Origin of the sequence: Streptomyces sp. Z26, assembly GCF_003665095.1 — a bacterium.
GTDB classification, from domain to species: domain Bacteria; phylum Actinomycetota; class Actinomycetes; order Streptomycetales; family Streptomycetaceae; genus Streptomyces; species Streptomyces phytohabitans.
On the sequence record NZ_RCHV01000002.1, the window covers coordinates 5938349 to 5957223 of the forward strand.

Annotated in this window: 15 protein-coding genes; 13 read left to right on the plus strand and 2 right to left on the minus strand. The window is 75.1% G+C overall.

Annotated features, from left to right (window positions below; translation table 11 throughout):
* The first annotated feature begins 198 nt into the window (after positions 1-198).
* From D7M15_RS25700 to D7M15_RS25730, 7 genes are all read left to right on the plus strand, one after another.
* Positions 199-1542 (plus strand): cytochrome P450, encoded by a 1344-nt coding sequence (locus D7M15_RS25700; RefSeq protein WP_240649739.1) that lies wholly within the window; start codon positions 199-201, stop codon positions 1540-1542.
* 145 nt (positions 1543-1687) lie between these two features.
* A complete protein-coding gene (locus D7M15_RS25705; RefSeq protein WP_121519672.1) occupies positions 1688-2797 on the plus strand; it encodes a hypothetical protein in 1110 nt (369 codons plus the stop codon).
* A 195-nt stretch (positions 2798-2992) separates the two neighbouring features.
* Positions 2993-3187 carry a hypothetical protein gene (locus tag D7M15_RS25710; protein WP_121519673.1) on the plus strand — a complete coding sequence of 65 codons (195 nt, stop codon included), beginning with the start codon at positions 2993-2995 and terminating at the stop codon, positions 3185-3187.
* Complete coding sequence (locus tag D7M15_RS25715) at positions 3184-3825, plus strand: 4Fe-4S cluster-binding domain-containing protein (RefSeq protein WP_121519674.1); 642 nt, start codon at positions 3184-3186, stop codon at positions 3823-3825. The genes D7M15_RS25710 and D7M15_RS25715 overlap by 4 nt, the downstream gene beginning before the upstream one ends.
* A 182-nt stretch (positions 3826-4007) precedes the next feature.
* Positions 4008-5120 carry a DUF6421 family protein gene (locus D7M15_RS25720; protein ID WP_121519675.1) on the plus strand — a complete coding sequence of 371 codons (1113 nt, stop codon included), beginning with the start codon at positions 4008-4010 and terminating at the stop codon, positions 5118-5120.
* Between the two features lie 29 nt (positions 5121-5149).
* Positions 5150-6019, plus strand: a complete 870-nt coding sequence (locus D7M15_RS25725) for a DUF6202 family protein (RefSeq protein WP_121519676.1) — start codon at positions 5150-5152, stop codon at positions 6017-6019.
* A gap of 13 nt (positions 6020-6032) precedes the next feature.
* Positions 6033-7082 carry a hypothetical protein gene (locus D7M15_RS25730; RefSeq protein ID WP_121519677.1) on the plus strand — a complete coding sequence of 350 codons (1050 nt, stop codon included), beginning with the start codon at positions 6033-6035 and terminating at the stop codon, positions 7080-7082.
* Here the strand turns inward: D7M15_RS25730 and D7M15_RS25735 are convergent.
* Positions 7066-8163 (minus strand): aldo/keto reductase, encoded by a 1098-nt coding sequence (locus D7M15_RS25735; protein WP_121519678.1) that lies wholly within the window; start codon positions 8161-8163, stop codon positions 7066-7068. The genes D7M15_RS25730 and D7M15_RS25735 overlap by 17 nt on opposite strands.
* Before the next feature lie 100 nt (positions 8164-8263).
* Positions 8264-9169 carry an ATP-grasp domain-containing protein gene (locus tag D7M15_RS25740; protein ID WP_121519679.1) on the minus strand — a complete coding sequence of 302 codons (906 nt, stop codon included), beginning with the start codon at positions 9167-9169 and terminating at the stop codon, positions 8264-8266.
* Between the two features lie 344 nt (positions 9170-9513).
* On the opposite strand from D7M15_RS25740, the gene D7M15_RS25745 reads away from it, so the two are divergent.
* From D7M15_RS25745 to D7M15_RS25770, 6 genes are read left to right on the plus strand one after another with little or no spacing between them, the layout of a single operon-like run.
* Positions 9514-11169, plus strand: coding sequence for an AMP-binding protein (locus D7M15_RS25745; protein ID WP_121519680.1), 1656 nt, complete (start codon positions 9514-9516; stop codon positions 11167-11169).
* Entirely contained in the window at positions 11166-12677 is a 1512-nt protein-coding gene (locus D7M15_RS25750) for an MFS transporter (protein ID WP_121519681.1), read from the plus strand. Before D7M15_RS25745 ends, D7M15_RS25750 begins: the two co-directional genes overlap by 4 nt.
* 4 nt (positions 12678-12681) lie before the next feature.
* Positions 12682-14001 (plus strand): FAD-binding oxidoreductase, encoded by a 1320-nt coding sequence (locus D7M15_RS25755; RefSeq protein WP_121519682.1) that lies wholly within the window; start codon positions 12682-12684, stop codon positions 13999-14001.
* Positions 13992-17129, plus strand: a complete 3138-nt coding sequence (locus D7M15_RS25760; protein WP_121519683.1) for a non-ribosomal peptide synthetase — start codon at positions 13992-13994, stop codon at positions 17127-17129. Before D7M15_RS25755 ends, D7M15_RS25760 begins: the two co-directional genes overlap by 10 nt.
* A gap of 14 nt (positions 17130-17143) precedes the next feature.
* Positions 17144-18127 carry an aldo/keto reductase gene (locus D7M15_RS25765; RefSeq protein WP_240649487.1) on the plus strand — a complete coding sequence of 328 codons (984 nt, stop codon included), beginning with the start codon at positions 17144-17146 and terminating at the stop codon, positions 18125-18127.
* The gene (locus tag D7M15_RS25770) at positions 18124-18843 is read left to right on the plus strand and encodes a sulfotransferase family protein (protein WP_121519685.1); all 720 of its coding nucleotides are present in this window, start codon (positions 18124-18126) and stop codon (positions 18841-18843) included. Before D7M15_RS25765 ends, D7M15_RS25770 begins: the two co-directional genes overlap by 4 nt.
* Positions 18844-18875: the final 32 nt, after the last annotated feature.

The following is an 18875-nucleotide window of genomic DNA, read 5'->3' on the forward strand; positions in this document are numbered from 1 at the left end:
GGCCCGGACCTCGGCGGCGCGCCCGGCCCCGTACCGGACCCCGGTCCCGTACCGGACCCCGACCCCGTACCCGCCGACGGGCCCGCCGCCGCGCCGCCGCCGGGCTGTCCCGCGCACGGCGCGGCCGCGCCCGGGACGGCGGGCGGTACGGACGAGGGGGCGGTCAACCTCTTCGCGCCCGAGTCCGTCGCGGACCCCATGGCCACGTACGAGCGGCTGCGGGCGCGTCACGGGCCGGTGGCACCCGTACGGCTCGCCGACGACATCGAGGCGTGGCTCGTGCTCGGCTACCGCGAGAACCTGGAGGTCGCCCGTACGCCCTCCCGGTTCAACCGCGACTCCCGCAACTGGCGGCCGTTCGTGGAGGACCGCGTACCGGCCGACTCGCCGCTGCGACCGCTGACCGAGTGGAAGCCGGTGTGCCGCTTCTTCGACGGCGAGGACCACCGGCGGGTCCGCTCGGCGCTCAACGACAGCATGGCCCGCTTCAACCGGCGCGGCATCCGCCGCCACGTCAGCCGGTACGCCGGGCGCCTCGTCGACGGCTTCGCGGGGCGCGGCGAGGCGGACCTCATCGGCGAGTTCGTCGAGCACCTGCCGATGCTCGTGATGACGCAGCTGTTCGGCCTGCCCGACGAGGAGGGCCCGCGGCTCGTCGCCGCCTGCAAGGACGTGATGGACGGCGCCGACACGGCCGTCGACAGCAACGCGTACATCGTGAAGGTGTTCCAGGAACTGGTCACGCGCAAGCGGGCCCAGCCCGGCAACGACCTGGCGTCCTGGCTGATCGGCCACGAGGAGGGGCTGAGCGACCTGGAGGTCGTGCAGCACCTGCGGGTCATCCTGGTCATCGCGAACGAGACCACGATCAGCCTGATCGCCAGCGCGCTGCGGATGGTGCTCACCGACGCGCGGTTCCGCGCGACGCTCGCGGGCGGCCACATGACGTTGCCCGACGCGGTGGAGCAGGTGCTGTGGGACGAGCCGCCGTTCCTGACGCTCGTCGGCCGCTGGGCCACGGGGGACACCGAGTTGGGCGGCCAGCGCATCCGGGCGGGCGACCTGATGCTGATGGGCATCGCGGCCGGGAACGCGGACCCCGCGATCCGGCCCGACCTGACCGTGCCGATGCTGGGCAACCGTTCGCACCTCGCGTTCGGCGGCGGCGCCCACGAGTGCCCCGGCCAGGACATCAGCCGCGCCATCGCGGACACCGGGGTGGACACGCTGCTGTCCCGCCTGCCGGACCTGCGGATGTCCGTGGCCGAGGACGAGCTGCACTGGAACAAGGCGTGGGTGACCCGCCATCTCGCCGCCCTGCCGGTGGAGTTCACGCCGGTGCGCCCCGCGTCCCGTACGGGTACGACCACGGGTACGGGCGCGGCCACGGGCCTGCTCCCGGAGGCCGCCGCGCGGGCCGGGGCCCCGGTACCGGGGCCGCAGCCCCAGCCCGAGCCGGTGGCACCGGCGCCGGAGCCCGCTCCGGCACCCGCCGCCCCGGCGGGCCTGCGGGGCCGGGTGCGGCGGCTGCTGCGCCGCTGAACGGCGGCGGCCCGCCGGGCCCGAGGGGCCACGGGGGCGACCGGAACGACGCGGCCCGCGCACGCAGCGCGCGGGCCACGGGTGCGTGACGCGCGCGCCGGGCATGCCGACGCGCGCCGAGCCGAGTCGAGGAGGAGGCAGGAAGATGGGACGCAAGGTCCACCTCGTGGGGAGCTTCCCTCCGGAGATCACCGACCGCGAGCCGCGTGCGGCGTGGGAGTGGGTGCGCGAACAGATAGGCCCCGACGCGGAGTTGACGGCACTGCCGTTCGACGGCGACCCGGACTGGCTGGTCCGCTACCTCCAGGGCCTGGGGGACAGCGGCGCCGTTCGGGCCATCCGGGAGGGGGACTGCTCCGACTACGACGCCGTCCCCATCTACCGGCTGTCCGGCGGCGCACCCGACCCGGCCGCGCTCCGCGACGGCGCGCGGGTCGATCGCGCCCGCGAACTCCTCGTGGCACGACGCGAGTTGGTCGACGAACGGGCGCCGCTGCAGCTGTCCCGGCCGAACCCGCTCGACGTGGGGCTGCTCAGCATGGTCGGGCGGCCCCAGTGGCGGCACCCGGTGCGCGTGGTGCGCGGAACGGTGCTGCTGGCGGGACAGTTGCGCACCCTCAGCCGCGCGGCGCGGGACGAGACGGCCGACGCGGCGCGGCTCGCCGCCGAGCAGGACGTGCCCGTGGTCTGGCAGTTGGAGACCCCGGCCGTGCTCTACGCGCTCAACCTGCTGCCCGCACCCCTGCGGCCGCTCGCCGCACGCCTGTTGGCGCGGCAGGTCGCGGCCGTACTGGCGCAGATCCCGGCCGGGGCGGCCGTACTGCACCTGTGCTACGGCGCGTTGGCCCGTACGGAGCTGATCGCGCCGCACGACACGCGTCCCGTCGTGCTGTTCCTCAACGCGCTCGCCGAGCGGCTGCGGCGGCGGGGCGCGGAGCTGCCGCCGGTGCACGTGCCGTTCGCGTACGGGACGCGGCCGCCGCCGGTCGACGAGGCGTACTACGCGCCGCTCGCCCGGCTCGACCCCGGGTGGCGGCTGATCGCGGGGGTGGCCGACGAGCGGGACGCCGAGGCGTCCCGGACCGCGCTCGCCCTGGTGGAACGTTCCGCCGTACGGCGCGCGGAGGGCGTCGCGACGGCGTGCGGCCTGGGGCGGCACGACACCGCCGCGGCGGCCCGCGCGCTGGCCCTGACGGCCGAACTGGCCTCGTCACCGGACCCGGGGAAGGACGCCGGTCCGGTGGGCGGCGACTGACCGGACTGCGGGACACGCCCGGCGGAACGATCCGGCGGAACCGCCCGGCGGGCCCAACAGGCCCCCGGGCGGGGCGGTTCGGCGGATTGGGCAACGCCTCGGAACGGGTCCCGGGGGGTGTACGGCATCATGCTGTAGGGAGAACCTTCGTGCGGGACCGGCGCGGGGGAGAGCGACGCGGGGAAGGGGGACGCGATGGCGGAGCGGCATGCGGGGAACGTGATCGCACCGGGCGGTACGGCGCTGGCGCGCGCGGGCACGGCGACCGGCGGCGGAGGCACGGGCACGGGAACGGGCGTCACGGGGACGGGGCGTACGGGCACGGGCGTCACCGTCGCGGGCGCGGCCGTGAGCGGCGCGGCCGTCCCCGGCGGCGCGTGGCAGCGATGAACGGACCCGGTCCCGACGCGGCGCCCCCCGGCGAGGGCGCGGCCGCCACCCCCCGCGACACCCCCTGGAACCTGCACGCCATCCTGTCCCGCAGCGCCGCCAACGGGCCCGGCCTGCGCTGCGTCATCTGGAGCCAGGGGTGCGCGCTGGCCTGCCCCGGCTGCTTCAACCCCGGCACCCACCCGGCGGGCGGCGCCCTCGGCGGCCCGGGGCACGTCCGTACCGCCGGTGACGTCGCCGACCAGGTGATCTCCGACGCCGAGGCGCTGGAGGGGGTCACGCTCACCGGTGGCGAACCCCTCGAACAGCCCGCCGCCACCGCCGCGTTCTGCGCGGAGCTGAAGGCGCGGACCCGTCTCGGCGTGATCCTGCTGACCGGCTTCACCCGCCGGGAGATCGAGACGGACCCGGCGCGCGCCGCGGCCGTCGCGCACGCCGACTCGGTGCTCGCCGGGCGCTACAACGAGCGGCTGCGTCTCGCGCGCGGCCTGCGCGGCTCGTCCAACAAGGACCACTGGTCGCGTACGGGGCGCTACTCCGCCCGGGACCTGTGCGAGGTGCCGGACCTGGAGTTCGCGCCCGCGTTCGGCGGGACGGTGCCGATCACCGGCGCGCCGTCGCGCCGGGGCGACTTCTGACCGTACGGTCCCGCACCGGGCCGTACGGTCCCGCCACCCGTCCCCGCCCCTGACCCGTGGCGACGTGCGCCCGGCCTATGCCATCGGCATGTTCACAGATATCCGCTGTCGACATCTGTTCAGCACGCGGGGACCGTGACTAGGCTCCAGTCTCGGTCGGAGGCAGTCGGACGGGGGTCCGTATGGACGACATGGCTGAGGTGTACGCCGAGGTCGACGCGGTGCGGCGGACGCTGGGCGAGCGCGCCTCGTTCCGCGAGCCGGGCACCCTGCGGGAGCTGACGCGGCGGATCGAGGGCACGACGGCGCTGCGGCGGACGCCCGCGGCCGAGGCGCTGCTGGCGGACCTCCGCGCGTACGAGCCGGGCAAGCGGTTCGACGCCACCAAGGCCCACATCAACGGCCGCCGGGACGGCCACGTCTTCTCCCTCTTCGACGCGAGCTACTTCCCGAAGCTCTCGCTCGACTACCTCGCGTACAGCGAACTGCCCGCCGACGCGCACCTCGTGGAGCGGTACGCCAGCCCCACCGTGCCCGTGACCCTGACGGGCCACTCCGCCGGCTTCGGCTCGCGGGTGGTGGTCGCGCTGTTCCCCGAGAACCACCTCGACGGCATCCAGCGCCCGGACGACCTGGTCTTCTACTTCATCGACAAGTTCGTGGAGCGCCACAACCGCGTCACCCGCCGGATGATCCCGGCGGTCACGGCACCGGGCAGCTTCCCGCTGATCGAGGGCGCCTCCGACGCGTGCGTACGGCAGGCGTCGTCCTGGTGGGTCAGGCTGCACGAATACCACCACCGGCAGGGCGACATGCCCATACCGGAATTCCTCCCGGCGAAGAAGTACAAGCCGCTCGCCGGACTGGAGGAACTCCGCGTCGACGTCTCCGCGATGCTGGCGCTCTTGCACGACGACGCGCTGCCGCGTGAAGAGGCGCGTACGGCGTACGAGTACGTGCTCGCCGAACGGCTGCTGCGCTACGCGGTGGAGGGAATTCCGCGACCGAATTACGACGCGGTCGCCTCTCAGCTCCTCTTCGGTTATCTGCGGGAGCACGAAGGCATACGCCTCAATGGTGACACGATCGAACTGTCCCCGGAAATCCCGGCCGTTCTCGCCGCGTTCCTGGAGGAGATCCGGCGTATCGAGCACCTGATCCACGAGGAACCCGTCGCGGAGGTCCGCCGCCATCTGATCGAATTCACCGACGCGTACACCGACTTCGACCCGGTGGCGCGCGACTACCGTTACCTGCCCTTCTTCGCCGACGTCAAGAAGAAACTGGGCGTCTAGGCGATGTCCCGGCCCCTGGAGTGAATCCCATGAGCGCACCCGACACCCGGACTCCCCTCTCCCCCCTGCCCGCGGTCGCCCGCGCCGAGCTGGACGCGCGGACGGAGCGCGAGATCGACCGCGCCCGGCTGCGCCGCGCCGACAACGGCTTCTTCCGCTCCGCGCGCGACGTGGAGTCCGTCTCCCCGGCGGACGGTCACGCCGTCGCGGTGTGGTGGCGGCAGATGACGAAGGCGTTCATGTTCACGACCCTCGCCGGGCTCGGCGCCCTCGCCCGCGACTACGCGCGCCGGGACGCCGACCGCGAGCTGCTGGGCGCGTTCCAGACGGTCTACCAGGTCATCGGGGACGACCTGGACAACGCCGCCCCCGAGTTCTCCGCCGTCGCGCCCACGGGACCGGCCGGTATCCACTACGTGTGGTGGGACGACACCATCGTCGCGCCGCTCGCCGCGCACGTCACCGAGGCGGACCGGCGGGCGGCGGAGGAACTGCCCGCGCCCGTACGGGAACTGCTCGCCGCCATGGACCGGCTGGCCGCCGAACCGCTCGGCTCCGCCGTGCAGTTGCGGGTCGTGGAGACGATCGCGCTGGACATCGCGGTCGGCTTCCGGCGCGTGTACGGCAAGGTGCTGGCGGGCGGGGAGCCGGTCTTCGGGGAGAAGGACCAGTTCGCCTGGATCGACGCGCACATCAAGGCCGAGACGGTGCACGCCGCGCAGGTCAGCGACGACGAGACGGGCATGACGGGGCTGGTCACGGACGCGGAGCGGGGCGAGGAGTTCGTGCGTCTCGTCGAGGAGTACGCGGGGCTGTGGTCCGCCGCGCTGGAGTGCTTCGGGGACCGACTCACGGGCGCGGAGGCCGCCGTGCCCGCCCCCGCCCCCGCGACCGCCTGACGGCGGCGCCGCGTTGGAGATCCAGGACCTGCACGGGCTCGCCGTCGCCCGCGTCACCCCGGCGGAACTGGCCGACGAGCCGTGGCTCCGTACCGACCGCCGGGTGGACGTCGTACGGCTGCCGGACCCGCCGGTGGCGCTCTGGGACGAGCTGGCTGCACGCGGCTTCGTACGCAAGCCCGCGCTGCTCACCTGGGTGGCGGAGCTGGGACCGGACGAGGACGCGTACCTCGCCGGGCTCGGCCGCATCGCCCGCCAGGACGTGCGGCGGGCCCAGCGGCACGCGGCGGACGCGGGACTGCGGGAGGTGGTGGAGGACCCCGTCTCGCCGGAGACGCTGGACCGCTTCCTCGCGCTGTACGCGGAACGGGTCGCCGGGATGCGCTTCGGCGTGCCGTTCGCGCTGGACCACCGGGAAGCGGTGCTGCACGGGCCGCGCCGCTTCTTCGGCGTGTTCGCGTACGAGCCGGGGGCGTACGAGCCGGGTGCGGGCCCGGTGTCGGGTGCCGGGCCGGGCGCGCTCGTCGGCGGCACGCTCGTGCTGGAGGCCCCCGCGGTGGACACCGTCGTGCTCCGCTTCTCCGCCGTCAGCGAGCGGTGGCGCCGCTCCAGCCTGGCCCGCCACCTCTACCTCGCCGCGCTCCGCGCGGGCCGGGCCCGCGGCTACGGGCGCGCGACCCTCGGCAACGAACCGAACCTGCTCGGCCACCTCACCCGCCCCGGCCTCCTCCGTTTCAAGGCGGGCCTGGGCTTCCGCGCGGTGCCGTCGCACGAGTGCGGCGACCCGCACGCCGCCGACGAGGCGGACCTGGTGCTGCGCCTCGACGCGCTCGACGACCCGACGCTCATCCTCGGCTACGCGGGCCGCGACCCGGTGGCGCGCGGACGGCTCGCGGGGCGGCTGATCAGCCGTACGCCGGTGGACACCGCGCCGTACGCCGTGCCGTTCCTGGAGTCGGTGACCGTACGGCCGCCCGCCCTCGACGCCCCCGGCACGGACGCCCGCGACGACCCGGAGCCCGACGACCCGGGCCCCGGCGGCCGTCTCACGGCACGGGAGTGACGGGTGGTACGACCCGCCCCGCGTCGCCGCCGAGCAGGGACTCCGCGACCAGCGCGGTGATCTCGTGCGGGCTGCCCGGCTCCACGGCGCTGGCCGCGTCCAGCCGGGCCAACTGCTCGTCGGTCAGGGTCAGTTCCAGCGCGGCCAGGCAGTCCGCCAACTGCTCCTCGCTGCGCGGCCCGAGGATCGGCACGTACGCCGTGGTGGCGCGGGCCGCGCGGGCGCGCAGCCAGGCGAGGGCCACACGGGTGGGCGGCACCCCGTACTCCTCCGCGACGGCGAGGACCTCGGTGACGACGGCGGCCACGCGGTCGGTGTCGTTCCGCGGGTGCCGCCGGTCCTCGCCGCTCACCCAACCGGCTTCCGTACGGCGGTACTTGCCCGTGAGCAACCCGCCGCCGAGCGGCGACCAGAGGGCGGCGCCGAGGCCGAGGGCCTCGGCCATGGGCAGCAGTTCGCGCTCGGCGGTGCGGTTGAGGAGGTTGTGCTCGGTCTGCACGCCGACCAGCGGCGCCCAGCCGCGCAGGTCCGCGAGGGTGGCGGCGCGGGAGACGCGCCAGGCGGGGAAGTTGGAGAGGCCCGCGTAGAGGATCTTGCCGCCGCGCACCAGGTGGTCGAGGCCGAGCATGATCTCCTCGGTGGGGGTCAGCGCGTCGGGGAAGTGCGCCCAGTACAGGTCGATGTGGTCCGTGCCGAGCCGCCGCAGGCTGTCCTCGACGGAACGGACCATGTTCTTACGGCTGTTGCCGGTGTCCGAGACGCCGGGGCGGGTGGAGGCGCTGTTGGTGTACTTCGTGGACAGCACGAAGTGGTCCCGGTCGGCTGCCACGAACTCGCCCACGAGCCGTTCGGCCTCCCCGAACTGCGCGCTGTCCGCCGTGTCCACGAACGTGCCGCCCGCCTCCGCGAACCGGTCGAACACCCGCCGCGCCTCGGCCCGTTCGGCGCCGTCGCCGCGTCTGCCCCACAGCAGCCGCTTCGCGTCCGGGCCGGAGCCCGTGCCCGCGCCGAAGTTGGAGGTGCCGAGCGCGAACTCGGACACGCGCAGTCCGGTGCGCCGCCCGAAGGCCGTGTACCGCATGGTCCTCCCCGCTGCCTGTCCCGTACGCGCACCCGTCGGCGTACGCGATCCCGTGCCGTGCCGTGCCGTGCCTGTCGCCGCGTCGTGTCCGGCGCCCGTCTCACGTGCCCGCCCGCGCCGCCGCCTCCGTCCTCTCCTCCACCCAGTCGAACACCCCGTCCAGCACCTGCCGGTGCTGCGCGCGGCCGAGGATGCTGAGGAAGCCGGGCACCTCGTTGACCTCCAGGATCTGGTAGCCGCCCGCGTGCGGGAGGATGTCCAGGCCCGCCAGGGTGAGGCCGAGCGCCCGGGTGGCGCGGACGGCCAGGTCCACCAGCTCGTCGGGCGCGTCCAGCCGTTCGAACGTGGCGCCCTCCAGCGTCTTGCAGCGCCAGGAGCCGGGCCGGGGCAGCTTGAGGATGTTGATCGGGGTGGCCTCGCCCGCGACCGTGATGCGGTACTCACCGCCGGACGTCGGGTAGTACGGCTGGCACAGCAGCCGGGGCGTCCGCGACAGCAACTCCGCCACCAGGCCCTTCTCGGCGGGGAAGTCGGCGATCCGCTCCACGTCCGTACCGGCGTAGCCGTGCGAGGGCTTGACGATCACGGTGCCCCACTCGGCGCACGCGGCGCCCACCTCGTCCACCGAACCGACCGAGCGGACCGGGGGAGTGGGCAGCCCCGCCTGGGCCAGCCGCTGCGCGGTGAGGAACTTGCTGCTCGCCGTCTGCCACGCGTCGGCGGGCGCGAAGACGGGGACGCCGGGCAGGGAGCTGAGCATGCGCATGCGCTCGACGCGTTCCTGCCCGTCCGGGCCGAAGACGCGGGAACGGTTGAGGAACGCGTCGAAAGAGGCGGCCCGTTCGCCTTTCAGCATCACCTCGACGCCGTCGCGTCCCGGCGCGTACCCGACTTCGTCGAGCGTCGCGAAAGTCATTTCGTGGCCGCGTTCCCGACCGTGTTCCACCAGACTGAATCCGTCCGGGTCGATCCCGGAGTAGTCCCACCCGAGCAGGCCGATCTTCACAGCGCCTCCAGAGACGTTCTCGCCGCCGGGCGCGAACCGGTGGCGATGGCGCAGCCTCGCCCTGTGGAGACTGGCTTGTCAAGAGGCGGAAAAGGCTTCAGGAAAAGTGTCATTAAGCTGCCAGGAGCGTCAATAACCGGGCCGCCGCGTTCCGTTACGAGTGCTCTCCGTGTGGTCGTCATCGACGAATCCGGGGTGTATCCGGACGCCTTCCCACCACTTCATTTCCGACCCCTGTCGCGACCTTCCGTCATCCTCTAGGCTCTGCTGCCGGATTCGCGCTCAAGTGCGGCAGGCATGTGCGGCAGGCAAGTGCGCGAGGCTCACGAGAGGCAGCGGTGCGTATGTGGGAGACGCTGGTCAGGCCGGAAGCGGACCGGGCCGCCGGGTTCCACGCCGGGGGATGGTGGCGGAATGCGACGTTCCTCGACGACCTGGCGGACGCCGCGCGGGAACGCCCCGACCACCCGGCGGTCATCGCGTACGAGGGACGGCGGCTCGCCCGCACCCTCACCTACGCCCAACTGGACCGGCTCGTCACCCGGTTCGCCGCCGCCCTCACCGAACTCGGCGTCGGCCCCGGCGACGACGTCGCCGCCTACCTGCCGAACCGCTGGCAGCTCACCCCGCTCTACCTCGCCTGCCACCGCGTCGGCGCCGTCGTCACCCCCGTCATCCCGGTGCTCGACGTGCGCGAACTGTCGTACGTGCTGCGCACCGCCCGTTCCAAGGTGTGCGTCACCGTAGACCGGATCGGCGACGCCGACTACGGCGCCCGCCTCGCCGAGGCCGCCCCCGACACCCTCGCCCACCGGCTGGTCATCGGGGACGCGGCGGCCAGCGGGGCGGTCGACTTCGACGAGTTCTTCGTCCGCACCCCCTGGGAGGAGACGCACACCGTCGACCCGTCGGCCGCGCTCGGCCCCGACGACCCGGCGCTGCTGCTCTACACCTCCGGCACCACCGGCCGCATGAAGGGCGTGGTGCACAGCCAGAACACGCTGTACGCGTCCGTGCTCGCGGTCAGCGGCCCGCACCGGCTCACCGCCGACGACGTCGTCTCCATCCCCAACTTCCACACCCACATGGCCGGTCTGGCCTACGCCTGCTACATGCCGCTGCTGCTCGGCGCGACCGACGTCGTGCAGGACGCCAACACGGACATGGAACTGCTCCTCGACCTCGTCGCCACCCACCGTGTCACCTGGGCGTACGCCTCACCCGCGTACCTCGTCGGGATGCTGGAGGCGCAGCGGAAGCAGCCGCGCGACACCTCCAGCGTGGCGCAGGTCGTGTCCGGGTCGGCGCCGATCCAGCCGAGCCTCATCACCGACATGCGCCAGGTCTTCGACCTGCCCGTACGCGCCCTGTGGGGCATGACGGAGAACGGCGCCGTCACCGTCACCCGGGCCGACGACCCCGAGGGCTGGGCGGGGCACAGCGACGGCCGCGCCGAGCCGTCCATGGAACTCCGCGTCGACGCGCCGCCCGGTGCCGACGAGGGGCGGCTGCTGGTGCGCGGCGCCTCGCAGTGCCTCGGCTACCTCGGCCAGCGCGACGTGTACGAGGCGTGCCTCGACGCGGACGGCTGGTTCGACACCAGCGACCTCGCCCGCGACGACGGCCGCGGCGGCATCCGGATCACCGGCCGCACCTCCGACCAGATCACCCGCGCCAGCGGCATGAAGGTGTCCACGCTCGACGTCGAGTCGGTGCTGACCCGGCACCCGGGAGTACGGGAGGTGGCCCTCGTCGGCTACCCCGACCCGCGCGTGCCCAGCGCCGAACTCGTCTGCGCCGTCGTCGTGTACGACGGCGAGCCGCCCACCCTGGAGGAGCTGCACGCGCACCTCGCCGGGGAACGCGTGGCGCGCACGCTGTGGCCGGACCGGCTCCAGTTCATGTGGCAGCTGCCGAAGAACTCGCTGGGCAAGGTGCTCCGGACGCCGCTGCGGGAGCGTCTGGAGACCGAGTTCGCCGAGGGCGCCCCGCACACATGACGGCCTCCTCGCAGCCGGCGGCGGAGTCCGCGGCACCGGGCCCGTCCACCGGGGGCGCGGGCCGACGGCGTGCCGTGGCGCTCGCCGTGCTCTCCGCCGCGCAGCTGATGTTCCTGCTGGACGCGACCATCGTGAACGTGGCGCTGCCCGCCGTGCAGCGCTCCCTGGAGCTGTCCGGCTCCGACCTGGAGTGGGTCGTCGCGTCGTACTCGATCGCGTTCGGCGGCCTGCTGCTGCTCGGCGGGCGCCTCGGTGACCTCCTCGGGCGGCGCCGCGTGTTCCTCGCCGGGCTGCTGCTGTTCACCGTGGCGTCGCTGCTCGGCGGCCTGGCGCAGGAGCCGTGGCTGCTCGTGGCGTGCCGTACGGCGCAGGGCGTCGGCGCCGCCGCCGCGTCCCCGGCGGCGCTGGCGCTGATCACGGTGACCTTCCCGGAGGGACCGGAACGGGAACGGGCCGTCGGCTGGTACACGGCGGTGGCCACCGCGGGCGGCGGCGTCGGGCTGCTCGCGGGCGGCCTGGTCACGGCGTACGCGTCGTGGCGCTGGGTGATGTTCGTCAACGTGCCGCTGGGCGTCCTGCTGCTCGCCGCCACGCCTCGCGTCCTGCCCGAAACCCCGCGCAGGCGCGGCGCGTTCGACACGGCGGGCGCCCTCACCGGCACGCTCGCGGCCCTGCTGCTGGTCGGCGCGCTGATCAACGGGTCAGGGGAGGACGGCAGTTGGACGGCGCCGCCCGTGCTCGCCGGGCTCGGCGGCGCGGCCGTGCTGCTGCCCGCGTTCGTCCTGGCCGAGCGGCGCGGCGCCCGACCACTGGTGCCGCTGCGGCTGTTCGCGGACCGCGCGCGGCTGGGCACGTACGCGACGCTGGCGCTGATCAGCACCGCGATGTTCGGCGTCTTCTTCTTCCTGACGCTGTTCCTGCAACGCGTCTGGGGCTACAGCGCCCTGGACACCGCGCTCGTCTACCTCCCGCTGACCTGCCTGCTCGTCGCCGGTGCCCGCTACGCCGCGCCGCTCGCCGCCGCGTTCGGCGCGCGCCGCCTGGTCTGCGCAGGGCTGCTGGTCGCCGCCGCCGGGATGCTGTGGCTCTCCGGCATCGACGGTTCCGGCGGCTGGGCCACCGGCATGTTCGTGCCGAGCGTCCTGGTGTACGCCGGACTCGGCGTCACCGGCGTGCCGTTGACGCTGGCCGCGCTGGCGGGAGTACGGGAGGAGGACTCCGGCGCCGCGTCCGGGCTGTTCAGCATGGCCCGGCAGATCGGCGGCGCCACCGGGCTCGCCGTGCTCGGCACCGTCGTCTGGTCGACGGTGCGCGCGGCGGACGGTACGGGTGGCGCGGACGCCACCGGCGGCGCGGAGGCGGCGCTCGCCGACGGCATCGGGCGCGGCCTGGTGGCCGCCACCGTCGTCACCCTCCTCGCGCTGCTCGTCGCGGCCGTCACCATGCCCGGCCGCCGGGCCGTGGCGGCCGCCGCCACGGGCACGGCCGCGCCACCGGGGAGACGGTGAACGGATGGGCGGCACGGGGGAGTTGCGGGAGTTCCTGGTCGTGGGCGGCGGTATCGCCGGGGCCTCGGCGGGCTGGCACCTGGCGCGCGCCGGGCACCGCGTCACGCTGCTGGAGGCCGAACGCGCCGTGGGCGCGCACGCCACGGGGCGTTCGTCGGCGCTGTTCTCCGAGTACTTCGGGAACGCCGCCGTACGCGCCCTGACCCGCGCCTCCCGCGCCTTCTACGCCACGCCGCCGCCCGGCTTCACCGGCACCGCCCTGCTCGCCCCGCGCGGGGTGCTCGCCCTCGAAACCCCCGGCACCGAGGCGGAGTTCGAGGCCGCGCGCGCGTCCGGCGCGGACGCGCCCGAACCCGCCGTCGAGGTCGACGCCGTACGCGCGCGGGAGCTGTGCCCGGCGCTGCGCCCCGACGCGTTCCGCCGCGCGCTCCACAAGCCGGGCGCCCGCGACATCGACGTGGACGCCGCCCACCAGGGCTTCCTCCGTGGGGTGCGCGCGGCGGGCGGCGCCGTTGTCACCGGCGCCCGCGTCGTCGCGCTGGCGCGACGCGGCGGCCGGTGGCACGCGACGGCGGCCGGGCCGCGCGGGCGCGCGGCCGGGGGCGGCGAACCGGCGGGCGCCGTACGGGAGTTCACCGCCGACGCGGTGGTGAACGCCGCCGGGGCCTGGGCCGACGAGGTCGCCGCCCTGGCCGGGGCGGGCCCCGCCGGGCTGGTGCCGCGCCGCCGTACGGCCGTGCTGGTCGCCGTACCGGAGATCGGCGGCGCCACGGGAGCCGGTACGGGCGGGGGTCCGCCCGGGGGTGCGTCCGGCGCCCCGCGCGGCGGCCCCCGCTCCGGCTTCCCGCCCGCCGCCGTCGCCCGCTGGCCCCTGGTCACCGACGTGGCCGACACCTTCTACGCCAAGCCCGAGTCCGGCGGCCTGCTGCTCTCCCCGGCGGACGCGGCGCCCGCCCCGCCCGGGGACGCCCGCCCCGACGACCTCGACGTGGCCCTCGCCGTCGCCCGCTTCGAGGCCGTGACCACCCTGCGCTTCCACGGCGTCCGCGCCCGCTGGGCCGGGCTCCGCACCTCCACCGCCGACGACACCCCCGTCATCGGCCCGGACCCCGAGGTGCCCGGCCTCCACTGGCTCGCCGGACTCGGCGGCTACGGCATCCAGACCGCGCCGGCGGCGGGCGCGCTCCTCGCCGCACGCGCCACCGGGGGCGGACCGCCCCACGGGCGCGACCCCGCTGACCCGGGCACCACCCCGCCCGGCGCGGCGCTCCCGTACCCACGCCACACCCGGACACCAGGGGAGAGTACGCAGACATGTCGGTAGCGACCTGGCAGTTCACCGGCGGCCGCGTCGACCACGGCCCGTACCGGCCGGTGGCCGCCCTCATCGAGCGGCAGACGGACCTGACCCCGGACCGGCCCGCGCTGACGCATCCCGGGGAGGGCGGCGGAGCCGGTACGACCCTCACGTACGCCGAGTTCGACGGCCTCGCCAACGGGCTGGCCGCCGAGCTGGCCGCCCGGGGTGTCGGCGCCGGTTCGGTGGTGCCCGTGGTGACGGGCAACAGCCTCGAACTGCCGCTGTGCATGGTCGCGTCGCTCAAGGTCGGCGCCGCCTTCACCCTCTGCGACCCGGCCTGGCCCGAGGAGCGGCTGCGGGCCGTGCTGTCCGGCGCGCCGCTGGTCCTCGCGGCCCGCCCGCTGCCGTACGCCGCCCGCCCTGCGCTGGTGGTGGCGGCGGGCGCGGTCGAGCCGCGCACCGTACGGCCCGGGGCCGCGCCCGGACCGGACGCGCCCGCGTACGGAGTGTTCACCTCCGGCAGCACCGGCACGCCCAAGTGCGCGCTGAACACGCACGGCGGGTTGGCCAACCGGCTGCGGTTCATGTCCCGTTGGTTCCGGGCGACCGGCGACGAGGTGGTGCTCCAGAACAGCAGGCACACGTTCGACTCCGCGATCTGGCAGCTGCTGTGGCCGCTCACCACCGGGGGCCGCGCCGTCGTACCCGAACAGGGCGAGTTCCTCGACCTGGAGCGCACCGTGGCGGCGATCCACCGCCACCGGGTCACCGTCACGGACTTCGTACCGGCGATCCTCGGCATGCTCGTCGCGCTGCTGGAGGCCGAACCCGCCGCCCTCGACCGGATCCGCTCCCTGCGGCACCTCGTCGTCGGCGGCGAGGAGATCATCCCGCACGCCGTGCACCGGCTGCGGGAGATGCTGCCGGGGCTGGAGATCACCAACGGCTACGGGCCGTCCGAGACCGCCATCGGCATGGTCTTCCACCGCGTCACCGGCACGGAGGGCGACCACATCCCGCTGGGCCGCCCCATCGACAACTGCTACGCCGTCATCGCCTCCGACGACCTGGGCCCGCTCCCCGCCGGGTCGGTCGGGGAGATACTCGTCGGCGGCGCCTGCCTCGGCGCCGGATACCTCGGCGACCCGGAGCGCACCGCCGAGGTGTTCGTGCCGAACCCCGTACCCGGCGTCCCCGGCGACCGGCTGTACCGCACCGGGGACCTCGGCTGGTACGACGCGGACGGCCTGTTGCGCTTCTCCGGGCGCCGCGACCGGCAGGCGCAGGTGGACGGCGTACGGATCGAACTGGCCGAGGTCGAGACCGCCGCCGAGAGCCGGGCGGGCGTCGTCCAGGCCAAGGCGCTGACGCTGCGGCGCGGCGGCCGTACCCGCCTGGTCCTCGCCGCGTCCGCCGAGGGGAACCTCGCGCCCGCCGCGCTCCGCGCCCACCTGGCGTCCGTGCTGCCGCGCCTCCAGGTGCCCTGGCAGTGCTTCGTCCTCCCGTCGCTCCCGCTGTCCGACAACGGCAAGGTCGACCTGCGCGAACTGCGGCGCCTCGTCGAGGAGAAGCTCGCCGCCGACGCCACCCGCCGTGCCCCACCGGCCCCGGCGGACGCCTCCCCGGCGGCGCGGATCGCGTACGAGATGGGGGCCGTCCTCGACCTGCCCGGCTTCGGCACCGGCGACGACTTCCTCGCCCGTGGCGGCGACTCGCTGGCCGCCGTGGCCGCCGCCATCCGCATCGGCCGGGTGACGGGCACCGGTGTCGGCATGTCCGACCTGTACCGGCACCGCACGCCCGCCGCGCTCGCCGCCGCCCTCCTGGAACGGCCCGCCGCCCACGGCGACGCCGCCGCCGAACGGGCCGCGCTGGAACGGGACTCCGCGCTCCCCGCCGAACTGGCGGCGCTCGCCGCCGGGGCCCGCCGCGCGGACGACGACCCGCGCACCCCGCCGTACGCGATGCCGGAGACCGTCCTCGTCACCGGCGCCACCGGCTTCGTCGGCGCCCGCGCCGTGCACCGGCTGCTCTCCGCCACGGGCGTCCGCGTCGTGTGCCTCGTACGGGCCCGCGACGACGACCACGCCCGGCACCGCGTGCTGCGCGTGCTCCGCGCGCAGGGCCTGTGGCGGGAGGCGTGGGCCGACCGGTTGGCGGCCGTCGGCGGCGACCTCGCGGCCCGCGACTTCGGCTGGCGGCGGCCGGTGTGGGAGGCGTACGCCCGCTCCTGCGACGCCGTCCTGCACGCGGGCGCCCTCGTCAACTTCCTCCTGGACTACGACGCGCACCGCCCCGCCAACGTGCTGGGCACCGCCGAGGTGCTGCGCTTCGCCCTCGCCGTACGGCCCAAGCACCTGCACCACGTCTCCACCCTCGGCGTCCTCGACCGGCACGCGGAGCACACCGGGCAGCGCCTCGACGAGGACGCCGATCCGGCGGCGGCCACCGTGCCCGCCAGCGGCTACAGCCGGTCGAAGTGGGTCGCGGAACGGCTGCTCGCCGCCGCCCGGCGGCTGGGCGCGCCCGTCACCGTGCACCGCCTCGGGGAGATGATGCCCGCCGCCGACAACGGCGTCCCCAACGAGAAGGCGCTGACGCACCTGCTGCTGACCGCGTTCGTACGGCTCGGCGTACGCCCCGACGTGCCCATGCCGTCGGACTGGACGCCTGTGGACGAGGCGGCCGCGCGGCTCGTCGCCGCCCTGGGCGAACCCCCGACGGGCGCCGTCTACCACGTGTACCGGCCCGGCAGCGTCGACTTCGCCGCCGTGGACGTGGGCGCGGGCCCCCGGCGGGTGCCCTGCGGAGACTTCCTGGCCGCCGTACGCGCCGGGGCCGAGGGCGCGGCCGGAGGCGGGACCGACCCGTCGGCCGCCGCGCTGCACGCCCTGCTGGCGGAGCTGCCGCCCACCGGGCCCGGCGGCCTCCCCGACCTGCGGCGGCTGCTCGCGGACAACCCGGCGCTGTTCACCCGCCGCCGCTGCGCCGCGCTCGACACCCGGCACGGCGTACGCGGCGGCCCCCTGGACGCGGCCGTCGCCGCCTACCGGGGGACACTCACCGGCAGCACACCCCGCGCGACCCGCACCACCCGTGCACCACGGCCGCGCGCCACGCGTACCTTCCGCGACCCCGCGCACCGCGACTGAGAGACGAGGACGACGTGCACTACCGAACGATGGGCCGGCTCGGCTGGCAGGTCAGCGAGATCGGCTACGGCATGTGGGGCATCGGCGGCGGCCCCGGCGGCTTCACCGGCTGGGACTACGGCACCGCCCCCGAGTGCCTGGACCTGGCCGTCGAGCAGGGCTGCACCTTCTTCGACACCGCCTGGGTCTACGGGCGCGGCGTCAGCGAGCGGATGCTCGGTGACCTGCTGCGCCGCCACCCGGGTCGGCGGCTGCGCGTCGCCACCAAGGTGCCGCCGCTGAACCGCGAGTGGCCGCCCGGCCCGAACGACACCCTCGACGACGTCTTCCCGCCCGGCCACATCCGGGAGTACGTGCGGCGCAGCCTGGAGAACCTGGGCGTGGAGCGGATCGACCTGCTCCAGTTCCACGTGTGGGAGGACCGCTGGGCCGCCGACCCCCGGTGGCAGCGCGCGGTGGAGGACCTCAAGTCGGACGGGATCATCGACGGCTTCGGCATCAGCGTGAACCGCTGGGAGCCCGCCAACTGCCTGCGCGCGCTGGACAGCGGCCTCGTCGACGCCGTCCAGGTCATCTACAACGTCTTCGACCAGGCCCCGGAGGACGAGCTGTTCGACCGGGCCGCCCAGGACGACGTCGCGATCATCGCCCGCGTCCCCTTCGACGAGGGCGGCCTCACCGGGAGCCTCACCCGCGACAGCGTCTTCCCCGAGGACGACTGGCGTGCCGTCTACTTCGGCCCGGAGAACCTGGGGCCGACCGTCGACCGCGCGGAGGCCCTGGCGAAGGCGCTGCCCGAGGGGATGTCCCTGCCCGAGGCGTCGCTGCGGTTCATCCTGCACCACCCCGCCGTGGCGTCCGTGATCCCCGGCATGCGCAAGCCGCACCACGTACGGGCCAACCTCGCCGTCTCCGACGGGAACGCGCTCGACGGCGACCTGCTGCGCGAACTGCGCGCGCACCGCTGGGACCGCGTCCCCACGGAGTGGTCGATGTGACCGTCATCGCCCTCTGGGCGCACCCGCGTTCGGTGTCGACCGCGTTCCTGCGGATGATGGTCGAACGCGGGGACGTCACGGTCGTCCACGAGCCGTTCGTCCTCCTCACCGACCACGGCGAGGTGACCCTCCCGCGCCCGGAGGGCGGCAGCGGCGCGGTCCGCACGCCCGGTGATCTCCTCGCGCGGCTCGCCGAACTCGGCGCCGCCGGGCCGGTGTTCTTCAAGGACACCCTGGAGTACCACCACCAGTACCTCTTCGACCACCCCGAGCGGATCGCGGGCCTCACCCACACCTTCATCGTCCGCGACCCGGCCCGCGCCCTCGCCTCGCACCACGCGGTGAAGCCCACCATGGAGTGCCGGGAGGCGGGCTACGAGCACCAGTGGGCGCTGTACGAACTCGTCCGGCGCGTCACGGGGGTCGACCCCGTGGTCGTCTCCGCCGAGCGGCTGCTCGCGGACCCGCCCGGCCAGGTCGCGGCGTACTGCGCGCGGGTCGGCCTGCCGTACCTCCCGGAGGCGCTGACCTGGGAGCCGGGGGAGCGCCCCGAGTGGCGCACGAACCGGCCCTGGCACCTGGACGCGAGCGCGAGCGCGACGTTCCGGGCGCCCGAGCGCGCGTACGAGGTGACCGTCGACAACGACGCGCGGCTGCGGCGCTTCCACGCGCACCATCTCCCGTTCTACGAGCGGCTGGTGGAGCACGCGATCTGACCCCGACCCGTACGCGCGGGGCCGCCGTACGC

Coding starts and splice junctions, on each gene's coding strand:
- D7M15_RS25700 (WP_240649739.1), top strand. CDS start 199: ATGGCCACGTACGAGCGGCTGCGGGCGCGTCACGGGCCGGTGGCACCC.
- D7M15_RS25705 (WP_121519672.1), top strand. CDS start 1,688: ATGGGACGCAAGGTCCACCTCGTGGGGAGCTTCCCTCCGGAGATCACC.
- D7M15_RS25710 (WP_121519673.1), top strand. CDS start 2,993: ATGGCGGAGCGGCATGCGGGGAACGTGATCGCACCGGGCGGTACGGCG.
- D7M15_RS25715 (WP_121519674.1), top strand. CDS start 3,184: ATGAACGGACCCGGTCCCGACGCGGCGCCCCCCGGCGAGGGCGCGGCC.
- D7M15_RS25720 (WP_121519675.1), top strand. CDS start 4,008: ATGGACGACATGGCTGAGGTGTACGCCGAGGTCGACGCGGTGCGGCGG.
- D7M15_RS25725 (WP_121519676.1), top strand. CDS start 5,150: ATGAGCGCACCCGACACCCGGACTCCCCTCTCCCCCCTGCCCGCGGTC.
- D7M15_RS25735 (WP_121519678.1), bottom strand. CDS start 8,163: ATGCGGTACACGGCCTTCGGGCGGCGCACCGGACTGCGCGTGTCCGAG.
- D7M15_RS25745 (WP_121519680.1), top strand. CDS start 9,514: ATGTGGGAGACGCTGGTCAGGCCGGAAGCGGACCGGGCCGCCGGGTTC.
- D7M15_RS25750 (WP_121519681.1), top strand. CDS start 11,166: ATGACGGCCTCCTCGCAGCCGGCGGCGGAGTCCGCGGCACCGGGCCCG.
- D7M15_RS25755 (WP_121519682.1), top strand. CDS start 12,682: ATGGGCGGCACGGGGGAGTTGCGGGAGTTCCTGGTCGTGGGCGGCGGT.
- D7M15_RS25760 (WP_121519683.1), top strand. CDS start 13,992: ATGTCGGTAGCGACCTGGCAGTTCACCGGCGGCCGCGTCGACCACGGC.